The organism is Vibrio sp. V03_P4A6T147 (genome assembly GCF_002241085.1).
Classification (GTDB): Bacteria; Pseudomonadota; Gammaproteobacteria; order Enterobacterales; family Vibrionaceae; genus Vibrio; species Vibrio anguillarum.
Genome location: NZ_NDIO01000391.1, coordinates 1 through 11,285, shown reverse-complemented (window position 1 = coordinate 11,285; position 11,285 = coordinate 1). Strand labels below are relative to the sequence as shown.

Annotated in this window: 8 protein-coding genes; 2 read left to right on the top strand and 6 right to left on the bottom strand. The window is 48.8% G+C overall.

Features of this window, described 5'->3' with window-relative positions:
- Window positions 1–164 precede the first annotated feature (164 nt).
- Entirely contained in the window at window positions 165–653 is a 489-nt protein-coding gene (locus tag B9J84_RS14940; RefSeq protein WP_094124462.1) for a TIGR00645 family protein, read from the top strand.
- A 66-nt stretch (window positions 654–719) separates the two neighbouring features.
- Here the strand turns inward: B9J84_RS14940 and fhuB are convergent, their stop codons facing one another.
- From fhuB to B9J84_RS14920, 4 genes are all read right to left on the bottom strand, one after another.
- On the bottom strand, window positions 720–2,687 hold the full coding sequence (gene fhuB, locus B9J84_RS14935; RefSeq protein WP_094124461.1) for a Fe(3+)-hydroxamate ABC transporter permease FhuB: 1,968 nt from the start codon (window positions 2,685–2,687) through the stop codon (window positions 720–722).
- The gene (locus B9J84_RS14930; protein ID WP_088721410.1) at window positions 2,684–3,610 is read right to left on the bottom strand and encodes an iron-siderophore ABC transporter substrate-binding protein; all 927 of its coding nucleotides are present in this window, start codon (window positions 3,608–3,610) and stop codon (window positions 2,684–2,686) included. Before B9J84_RS14930 ends, fhuB begins: the two co-directional genes overlap by 4 nt.
- The gene (locus B9J84_RS14925; protein WP_094124460.1) at window positions 3,601–4,386 is read right to left on the bottom strand and encodes an ABC transporter ATP-binding protein; all 786 of its coding nucleotides are present in this window, start codon (window positions 4,384–4,386) and stop codon (window positions 3,601–3,603) included. Before B9J84_RS14925 ends, B9J84_RS14930 begins: the two co-directional genes overlap by 10 nt.
- 105 nt (window positions 4,387–4,491) lie before the next feature.
- Window positions 4,492–6,588, bottom strand: a complete 2,097-nt coding sequence (locus B9J84_RS14920; protein ID WP_094124459.1) for a TonB-dependent siderophore receptor — start codon at window positions 6,586–6,588, stop codon at window positions 4,492–4,494.
- Between the two features lie 143 nt (window positions 6,589–6,731).
- On the opposite strand from B9J84_RS14920, the gene B9J84_RS14915 reads away from it, so the two are divergent.
- Window positions 6,732–8,564 carry an ABC transporter ATP-binding protein gene (locus tag B9J84_RS14915; RefSeq protein WP_017045934.1) on the top strand — a complete coding sequence of 611 codons (1,833 nt, stop codon included), beginning with the start codon at window positions 6,732–6,734 and terminating at the stop codon, window positions 8,562–8,564.
- A 153-nt stretch (window positions 8,565–8,717) separates the two neighbouring features.
- Here B9J84_RS14915 and murP read toward each other — a convergent pair whose 3' ends face one another.
- Both murP and murQ read right to left on the bottom strand, forming a co-directional pair.
- On the bottom strand, window positions 8,718–10,166 hold the full coding sequence (gene murP / locus B9J84_RS14910) for a PTS N-acetylmuramic acid transporter subunit IIBC (RefSeq protein WP_019281275.1): 1,449 nt from the start codon (window positions 10,164–10,166) through the stop codon (window positions 8,718–8,720).
- 29 nt (window positions 10,167–10,195) lie between these two features.
- A complete protein-coding gene (murQ, locus tag B9J84_RS14905) occupies window positions 10,196–11,098 on the bottom strand; it encodes an N-acetylmuramic acid 6-phosphate etherase (protein ID WP_017043039.1) in 903 nt (300 codons plus the stop codon).
- Between the last annotated feature and the right edge of the window lie 187 nt (window positions 11,099–11,285).

Sequence of the window (11,285 nt, the reverse complement as noted above, 5' to 3'; positions counted from 1 at the left end):
CATGCCATAGTGATCAAACGCGTACCACGCCCCTTGAATATCAGCTTGGCTGGCTTATATTGCTCTACAAAAACTTTGTGCAATAACGTAGCCAAATCACAAGAAAACACAGTATTATCACCCCTTATTCCACATACTTCGTGGAGATCATAAACGGAATAATTATGGATAATATCGTCGAAAAACTACTCTATTCAGCGCGCTGGATTATGGCCCCTATCTATTTGGGGTTAAGTTTAGTGCTGCTGGCATTAGGCATTAAATTTTTCCAAGAAGTGTTTCATCTGCTACCTAACATCTTGAGCACCGATGAAGTCAGCCTGATTTTAGTGACACTTTCTTTGATTGATATTTCATTGGTTGGTGGGTTGATTGTGATGGTAATGTTTTCAGGCTATGAGAATTTTGTCTCTAAAATTGATATCGCCGAAGAGGATGATAAGCTCGGCTGGCTCGGAAAATTAGACACAGGATCGTTAAAAAATAAGGTTTCGGCATCGATTGTCGCCATCTCCTCAATTCATTTGCTGAAAGTCTTCATGAACACTGAAAATATCGACAGTGAAAAAATCAAGTGGTACTTACTGCTGCACATTACCTTTGTCTTATCGGCCTTTGCGATGGGTTATTTAGATAAAATCACCAAAAAATAGCCGCAAGCCCTGTATTCACAGGGCTATTCGTTAACACTATCGATGCCAATGGTAAATAGACTGAGCTTATTTTGAACGATTGACCAACAGTAACAGCAAGAAATAGCTCCCACCGAGAATCGCCACGAGCGTGCCAGCCGCAATTTGCATCGGATAAACGATCACCTGTCCGAGCCAATCTGCCCACAACATTAATGATGCACCGACTAAACTTGCCACCAGCAGTTGGGTTTTACTTTGCTGTGCGCCTAGCATCATCGCCATGTGCGGCGCGATCAAACCCACAAACGACACTGGCCCCATCGTCGCCGTCACCAGCGCACATAACAGCGCCACAATGGTCAATAAAATCAAACTGGTGCTTTGCGCATTAACGCCGCGCGCACTGGCAAAACGACGACCAATGGAGATTAAAGTCAGCCAACGCGACAGTGCGATGGTGGCCGCGGCCAGCAACAGCACCAAAACGGTCAGCAACAGCGCTTGGTCAGGCGTAACGCGATAGGTTGAGCCTGCCAACCACTGTAAAATTCGATAGCTGTCTTCTGACCCTTTAGCCAAACAAAATTGCACTAAGGATTCAAGCAGTGCGGTGATGGCTATCCCGGTTAAAATCAAACTCGACGCGGCGTATTGATGACGCTTACCCAGCACAACTAATGCCGCCAACACCAGCAAACTACCCAACAACGCTGTCACCCAATGAGCGGCTAACAAGCTTTGACCTAAAAAGAGATTGGCAAACACCAACGCAAACGTCGCACCTGACGAGACCCCTAAAATATCTGGGCTGGCTAACGGGTTGTATATCAAACGTTGCAAAATGCTACCTGCTAGGGCAAGACCAATACCGGCACACAATGCGGTGAGCATGCGCGGCCAGCGTAATGACCACTGATAGCTGCTTGGCAGCGCCAATTGCCAACTGAGTTCGTTCATTTGAAACAACGTATGCAACCCAAGCGCTGCCAGCATCATTAGCAACAACCCCAATAGTGCGACACGGCTTAATGATGCGCGCGACTGAGGCAGTGAGATAGTCAATGTATCTTGCGCCTTGAGCTGACGGCGACTAAACCAGATCAATGCGGGCGCGCCAATCGCCGCGGCTGTGATACCGCTGGCGATGACTTGCGTAGTCCATAGGCTCAAGCACATTGCGAGCATATCGGTTAATAAAAGCAGTAACGCGCCAAGCAGTAAGCTCGAATAGAGCTCTTGTTTGGGCGTTCTTGCCCCCATAGCACGGGCGATGTTTGGCGTGAGTAGCCCGATAAAACTGATGACGCCCACCGCTGTAATCGAGGCTGAAACCAACCAAATCCCGAGCACCATTAAGATTAAAAATGCAGGAATGACAGGCAGACCACGAGCCGCAGCACCTTGATGACCTAAACGCAATAACGTCAGAACCCTTGGTGCAAACAGTAAAATCAATAAAGAGACCGATAACCGCGGCAGCAACCACTGCACCCAATCCCAGCCATTTTGCGCCAGATCGCCCGCGCCCCACATGAAGACGTTTTTGGCGTATTGTTCATTGAGTAGAATCAGTGCCGTCGCAATCGCGCCAAGTAGCAGGTTCACCACCATGCCTGCCACAATCAACGGCAAGCCCGTCATGTTACGCACACCCGCAATCACCACGATCAACGCAAATGCGAGCAAAGCACCACTCATTGCCGCCAACGCGCTGTAACTGGCAACTAGGCTTGGAAAACCAATGTTGAGAATAATCAGCGCCAGCCAAGCTCCAGATGAGGTGCCCAGCGTCAATGGTGAAGTGAGGTTATTCTGCGTCAGTTGTTGCATCACACTGCCGACCAAACCCAACATCGCGCCCACCAGCAGCGTCATAACCAAACGGGGCAATTGACCATATAGGAAATTGAACTCAGCAAAAGAGCTCGCTTCACGTTGCGCCCACAACAGTTGCCATTGCGTGACTAGATCAACGCCATTGCCAATTTGCACACTGAGCATTGCCACAAGCAGCAGCGCACTACTCAGTGCGAGAAACACTTTTCCGTTCATGACTTAGGCGCAACCTCAAGCAAACTGCGTGTCAGCGCTTCTGCAATGTATTGTAGTGACATCGCGCCGCCGTAGTTCCAGACACTCTCAACCGAGTTCACTCGCGCTTGACGGACAAATGGCATCGCTTGCCAAAGCATTGATTTTTCTAGCTGTGCTTGCTGGGCAAATGGCAAGAAATAGAGCACATAACCTTGCTCAACATACTGCAAATCCGTTAACCGATGTTGCACAATCCCCCACTCTTTGGCGGGCTGAGGCAGCGCTTCATGCAAGCCCAATTGCTTCAACACATAATGAGTGGTGGAGTTTTCACCGTAAAGGAACACCGAGGTTGGATTAGCAAAACGCATCGCCACCACCGCGGGTGTTTGATGAGAAAATGCGATGTCAATTTGTGCTTTTAACTGCGCAAAACGTTCCGTCATTGTGGTCAGTTTTTGCTCAGCGAGCGCTTGCTTGTCAAAGAGCTGCGCTAATTGGCGAAAATGGTCAATCGCGACTGCACCACTGTCATCACTGGCTTGAAAATTAGAGAAATAGAGCACCGGAGCAATGCGCTCTAACGGTGTGATTAAATCTTGCTGCGGCGCAGCAGCGAGAATGAGATCTGGTTTCAGTGCAGCAATTTTTTCCAAATTGGGTTCAACACGCGTGCCGATATCTTCTACCCCTTGCGGCACTTGCGGTTTGACAACCCAATCTTGATAACTGGCAAGCTCTGGCGCGCCAACGGGTGTGATACCCAATTCAATCACTTGCTCAAGTAAATCCCAATTGAGCACCACCACACGTTGTGGCCGCTGCTGTAGAGTTTGCTCTCCGCGGCTGTCGTGTACGGTCAATGGCGCGCTAAAAGCGACACTCGAAAAAACAGAGAGTAAGCCAGCAACCAGCCAGCGCTTTACAAGGTTTAAGCACATACAATCGCGACCTTATGCGTGTGAGAATCTGAATTGGACATTGGGTGATCCAACAGTTGAATCGGCGTTTGATAAAGCGCCGATAAACGTGCTTCATCGGCCAATAAAGAGGCATCGCCTTCAAAAGCAACCTTGCCCTGCTTGAGCGCGACAATGTGGGTCGCGTAACGTAGCGCAAGGTTCAGATCATGCAAAATGACGATAATTCCGCAGCCTTGTGTTTGGTTTAATTGCGCAAGCAGAGCCATTAACTGATATTGGTGCTGCACATCTAACGCCGAGGTTGGCTCATCTAAAATCAGCACCGGAGACTGCTGCGCCAACAGCATCGCCACCCAAGCGCGTTGCCTTTCACCGCCAGACAATTCATCTGCCAAGGTATAGGCAAATTCAGTGACGCCGGTTTGGGCGATCGCTTGATCGATGATCACTTCATCCTGATTTTGCCAGCGACCAAAAGGACCACGCCACGGAAAACGCCCAAGGCGCACTAACTCTCGTACCGTTAACCCCGCTGAAGTTGGCAATTTTTGTGGCAAAAACGCCACCGCTTTAGCCAGCGCTCTAGCGCTGAGCTCGGCAATCGGCTGCTGGTGAAGTAACACGTCGCCACGGTCAGGTGCTTGCTGACCAGAAATCAAACTCACCAGTGTGGATTTACCAGAGCCATTATGGCCGAGTACCACAGTTAACTCTGTGGTGGGAATATTCAGTGATTCAATGGATAAAATGCTTCGTCCACCGCGCACCACTTGAACATTTGATAAGGTAAACATCACTCTCCCCCAAAAATCGAACCACCTAAAACACACATCCCCGCCAGCGCGGGAATGTTCAAAAACCGTCAAACTCACCTTCAGCGAAGGTGAGTTCATGCTGACTTACCAGCGGTAATTCACGCTTGCCACCATACGACGTGATTCGCCGTAATAGCAGGTTCCGAAATCACAACCAGCAAGGGACTCGTCATCCAAAATATTATTGAGGTTAACCTGCACATCCCACTGTGTATTGATGGCGTAACTTGCCATTGCATCCCACAGCATATAAGCAGGCACCTTTTTATCGAGCGAGGCATCCACAGACGTTCCGGTATAACGCACGCCAGAGCCCAACGTCAGCCCCTCAATCCCAAGGCCTGCAAAATCATAGCTCGCCCAACCTGTCGCTAAGTGGCGCGGAATCATCGACTTGCGCTTCTGGCTCGTTCCTTCACCCGTATGGGCATCGAGATAGGTGTAGCTGGCATTCAGCATCAGATTCTCTGTCACAGCCATGCGAGCTTCCACTTCGAACCCTTGCGTATTGGTTTTTGTGCCCGATTGACTGGTGGTTAACGCGCCATTGCTGCCGACGGTAGAGGCGGTTGCGTTTTTCTGATCGATATCAAACCACGCCAGATTGACATAGCCATCGAGCCAGCTTGGCATGTATTTCACACCCACCTCGGTTTGGTTGCTCTCAACGGGTTTGTAGAGTTTGTTGGTGGTGAAATCTAAGCTGCTGATCACATAGAAAGATTCTGAGTAGCTCACATAAGGTGACAAACCGTTATCGGCTAAATAGATCAAACCGCTGTTTAATGACAGTTGGCCATCATCAAGCTCATCTTTATTCAAACCTTTGCTTTCAACATCAATTTTGTCGTAGCGGCCACCTAAATTCAGCACCCATTTCTGTTGCCACTTCGTTTGATATTGCGCGTACATACCCAGTTGCTGTTTGACAATCTCATTGTCATACAAGCTGCTTGAAAGATCAGGCACATTGCCGTAGGTCGGATTAAGGCTGTTGATCACGCCCACCTGTGAACCAGTGCCATTACCCAGCCATTTATTTTGGTGATACTGAATGTCAAACCCGGTCAGTAAGCGGTGCTCAAATTGGCTACTTTGCCACTGTGCTTGGGCGTTGTTATCTAAGGTTACGCTGTGTGCATCACCATCATTGATCAAGGTATAACGTGCCAATGTGTATGGGTCGCTGTCTTGCCAAGCATTTTGATAGGCCGAAGAGCTTCGCAGGTACAGATCAACATAGGCGTAGTTGAAGTTTTGCTTGAGGCTCCAAGTGTCGTTCAGTTGATGAGAGAGTTGGTAGCCGAACGACAGTTGTGTTTTATCGAAATCATCGTGATCCGGCTCGCCAAAGTTGCGGTTAGGCGCAATCGTCTCACCATTGGGCAGCGCCACTAATGTGCCATCGCTTGGGAAGAAACCGTTTTGTGGCACGCCGTTATCTTTCAAGAAAGTGGCCATCAGCGTTAGCGTGGTTTGATCTGATAAATCGATAGCGTAGCTTGGCGCAACATAAACGCGCTGGCTCTCAATGCCATCCAGTTCACCCTCTTTTTGATTAACCATCGCCACGAGGCGGTAGCGCTGGCTGCCATCTTGGTTGGCCCAATCGGCAATATCGACACCCAACTGCTGGTAATTTTTATTCCCCACCGACAGAGATACGGAATGCTGCGCGCCATCAGTCGGCTTTTTCTGCACCACGTTGGCAATACCGCCCGGCATGGACTCACCATACAGCACCGAAGACGGGCCTTTCACCAATTCAACTCGCTCTAAACCAAAGGGTTCAACCGTCCAAGCAAAGAAACCTTCTTTATAAAGACGGTTACCATCGAGATAGACACTCGGTTCAAAACCACGCACAAACATCCATTCGGCGTCATTATCCGCGCCATAAGGTGAGGTGTATCCCGGCGTATAGCGCAATGCTTCATCCAGTTTTTGTACGTTATGCTGGTCCAGTTCATCACGTTCAATGACAGTGACCGACTTTGCGGTTTCTTGTGTCGGGGTATCGACTTTCAATGCCGATGCCGTTACCACGATCGTGTCTAAAACTGGTGGTGGTGTTTGCTCAGCTTGTGCCGTAGCCGAAACCATGAACAGACAAGGTAATGCGCTGATTTTTAATATGTTGTGAATTGCTGTCCCCAGCAAGCTTGGGCGAATGAGATCCATTAAAGGATACCTCCTGCTTTAATTAGTTTGAGAAACGTTTTTATTATCATTATTATTGCCCGTCATTTTACTGATAAATTCAATATTTAACAGATAAAAATAAGAATGAATCTCACTCGCACATCACCATAAGTTGATCACCTATGTTTCAATGGTTTGAAAATCTCACGACGGCGTTTCCTAAAGAAGAGCCGCAACAACCGCCTAACTCCTTATTAGCCTTCTGCCGTCATTACACGCGGGGTTTTGAAGTACCGTTATTGGTCATGTCACTGCTCAGTGCTTGTGTGGCGATTGCCGAAGTCACCCTCATTCGCTATATGGGTGAATTGGTTGATATGCTTGGCAGCCAACAACGTGCCACATTCTGGGCTGATCAGAGTGACCGCTTGTGGGTAATGGCCGCGCTGGTGGTGGTCATTATGCCGCTGCTGGCTTTCTTCCACTCCATGATCATGCACCAAACGCTACTGGGTAATTACCCGATGTCGATACGTTGGATGATCCACCGCTACTTACTCAAACAGAGCGTCAGTTTTTTCCAACGCGATTTCGCGGGGCGAATTGCCACCAAAGTGATGCAAAGTTCACTCGCCGTGCGAGAAACAGTGATGAAACTGGTCGATGTACTGGTTTACATCGCGGTCTACTTCGTCTCGATGATTTGGATGATGGGCGAATCTGACCGCATCTTGATGATCCCGATTCTGATTTGGCTCGTGGCCTACATCATCATTCAATTATATTTCATTCCCAAGATGAAAAAAGTGGCGACCGATCAAGCCGATGCTCGCTCAACTATGACGGGCAGCATAGTCGACAGTTACACCAACATTGCCACCGTGAAACTGTTTTCCCATTCGCAACGAGAAATGCAGTACGCCAAAAGCAGCATGAAACGGTTTTTGAACACCGTGTACCAACAGATGCGCATGGTGACGTGCCTGTTGTGGAGTGTTGACGCCATCAACTATTTACTGCTGTTTTCTATCGCCGCTTTATCAATCAATTTGTGGCTCGATGCCTCAGTGACTGTCGGTGTCATTGCGATTGCGATTAGCATTGCGCTGCGCGTACAAGGCATGTCGAAATGGATCATGTGGGAAGTGAGCGCACTATTTGAAAATATCGGTACTGTGGTGGATGGAATGAATACCTTGTCGCAACCAGTAACCATAACGGATGTGGCCAATGCGCCGCCGCTGCAAGTAACGCAAGGGCAAATCAGCTTCCATAACGTTCACTTTCACTATGGACAAGAAAACACTGTGTTTGAAGCGCTTAACTTTGAGTTAAAAGCGGGCGAAAAAGTGGGGTTAGTGGGTCGTTCGGGCGCGGGTAAATCCACACTGGTTAACTTACTGCTGCGATTTTACGATTTGAATGGCGGCAAAATCTGCATTGATGGGCAAGATATTTCGCAGGTTAGCCAAGATTCATTGCGCCAACACATTGGTATGATCACGCAAGATACTTCTCTGTTGCACCGCTCAATCCGCGACAACATTCTGTATGGCAACCCAGATGCCGGGGAAGAGGCGCTGATAGAAGCAAGCCGTCAAGCGCATGCTCATGATTTTATCGCGCAGTTGCAGGATGAGAATGGCAACCTCGGCTACGATGTTCAAGTGGGAGAACGCGGTGTCAAACTCTCTGGCGGCCAACGCCAACGCATTGCGATTGCCAGAGTGCTATTAAAAAATGCGCCGATTCTGATCATGGATGAAGCCACCTCGGCCCTAGATTCAGAAGTGGAAGCGGCTATTCAAGAAAATTTTGAAACGCTGATGGAAAACAAAACCGTGATCGCCATTGCGCACCGTTTATCAACCATTGCCGCCATGGATCGCTTAATTGTGCTGGATGAAGGACGAATCATTGAACAAGGCTCACACCAAGAGTTGCTGCAACAACAAGGCGTTTATGCTCAGCTATGGGCGCATCAAACGGGTGGTTTTATAGGCGAACTTGCGTAGTGGATGCTCTTTAGGCCAAATAAAAGGCCTTTAGACACATCCAACAGAGAAAGAAGATGTGCTAAAGGCTGCGCTATTTCACCCAATACCCTCACTTGACCGAGTTTGGGTATTTTGCATACTATTTTGCATACCATACATAGGGGGGGTGAATTAGCTTAAATCGACATCTTTGCAGCCAAAAAAGTAGGTCGCGAGAAAGCCAACGGTGTAGGAGATTAAAAGACCGCCAACAAACACCATCATCCCAGCAAAAATTCCTTGCTCGGAAGTCATCAATGGAATGGCGACAATGCCTGACGGGCCAAACACCGTATTTAATCCTACTGGCAAACCAAGGTAAGAAACTAAGCCGACAAAGAAACCGCCCGCCGCCCCACCAATGCAAGCGGTGACAAACGGTTTAACCCGCGGCAAGGTCACGCCATAAATCAATGGTTCGCCAATTCCCAAAATACCGGGAATGATCGCCCCTTTCACTTGCGTGCGCAGCAACGCATCTTTATTCGCTTTGAAATAGAGTGCCAGCGAAGCGCCCACTTGGCCGCCGCCCGCCATCGCCAAAATAGGAAACAGAGAGTTAAACCCTTGTACATCCATCAGCGCAAAATAGACTGGCACAAACCCTTGGTGAATACCAAACACCACCGAAATTAAGAACAAACCCGACAGTAACGCCGCGCCCAACGGGTTATCATTGAGGTTCAAAAACAACCATGACATGCCTTTAAACAGCTCACCACCAATCGGCATGATCACCAAGAAAGTCACCGCGCCCATGATGAGTAACGTCACCACAGAGGTTAAGATCATATCCAAATCATCAGGCATGTATTGACGCACTTTACGTTCTACTTGCGCGCCCAGAATAGAGGCCAATAGTACCCCGATGATGTTGCCGCGTGGGTCAATGGCGAAGCCAAAGAATTCACTCATACCCGAGTAGATACCCGTTGTCGCCTCTGGGTTATACCCCAGCACAAACAGCGAAGCTAAAATGGCACCATTAACACCCGAGCCACCGAAAGCTTGCTGCGCGTTATAACCAATTAAAATACTCAAGAAAGCAAAGAGCCCTTTACCAAACACTTTCATATAAGTAATGAGATCGAGCATAAACTGGCTAGGCGATTGATCGATAACGAACATTTGCTCCAGCAAAGTGGCAAAACCAAGCAACAAGCCCGCAGCAATGAAACCGGGGATCAGCGGCGTAAAAATGGTCGCAAATTTGCTTAAAAAACGTTGTACGCCGCTGGTCTGTTTACTCTTCATCTGCTTTTTCTGCTCAGCAGCAATCGCGGATAGATCGGCAGTTACGGCCATATCCGTCTCAGCACCGTCACCGTTGGCGATCATCTCATTCATCATATCGGCCGCCGTTTGCGCTTTGCCCGGGCCTAAAATGATCTGCAGTTGTTGGTCACTCTCCACCACGCCCATTACGCCGGGAAGGGTTTTCAGCAGAGCCTGATCGGCCAATGCCGTATTATTTAATGTCAAACGTAAGCGCGTCATGCAGTTACCACACTTACCGATATTGCCACTACCACCGACTGCACTAAGCAGCTTGGCGATCATATTTGAGGTTATTTTTGCCATTGGGACATCCTTGGATAGATCCAGTCGGGTTATTGATCATTCAGTGCCGCGCGAATAAAACCATTATGCTTGGCCAGTTTTTGCGTCGCTTGCTCGGCGCTTAGCCCCGCCAGAATCATTACAATGGCGGTTTTACAGTGACGATGGCAGGCGCTCAGTGCTTGTTCTGCTTCCTCTTTACTGCAACCAGTCGCTTCGACCACAATGTTATTTTGGCGCTGAATCAACTTAGCGTTGGTCGCCTCGACATCGACCATGAGGTTGCCAAACACTTTACCGCAACGAATCATCGCGCCGCTGGTTAACATGTTAAGCACCAGTTTTTGCGCCGTGCCCGCTTTCATACGTGAAGAGCCCGTGACCACTTCCGCGCCCACCACAGGCACAATGGCAATGTCAGCCGCGTGCTGCATCGCGCAATCTGGGTTGCACACTACTGCCACAACCGTTGCACCCAGTGATTTAGCGTAAGCCATGCCGCCTAGCGCATAGGGTGTGCGACCACTGGCGGCGATACCCACCACCACATCGTTGCGGGTCAAATTAATATTTTTCAGATCGCTTTGCCCAAGCTCAACATTATCTTCGGCATTTTCAACCGCTTTAAGAATCGCTGGGTGTCCGCCCGCAATAAGCCCAACCACTTGTTTAGGATCAGAGCCGTAGGTGGGTGGGCACTCGCTAGCATCTAAAATCCCCAAGCGACCGGAGGTTCCCGCTCCCATGTAGATCAAACGTCCACCCGCTTGAAATGCCAAGGTAATGGCATCCACCGCTTGCGCTATCTGCGGTAAGGTTTTTTCAACCGCCAACGCGACCAGTTGATCTTCACGGTTAATGACTTGCAACATCTCTAAGGTGGAAAGGGTGTCAATGTCAGCACTGGCAGGGTTGCGGCTTTCGGTAACCAACTGGGTTAGGTCTAGGTTCATCGTCTATTTCTCGGTTTGAATTCGGAACTGAGGGCGATTCTATGGAATAAAATATTCCATTTTAGTGACAAAAATCACAACAAAGGTTATTCTTTGACCAGCCATTGCATGGAATAATGGCCTACAATGCACCGACATCTTTTAAGCCCCTGAACAAAAGGCTAGTTAATACAAGCCACTACACTAA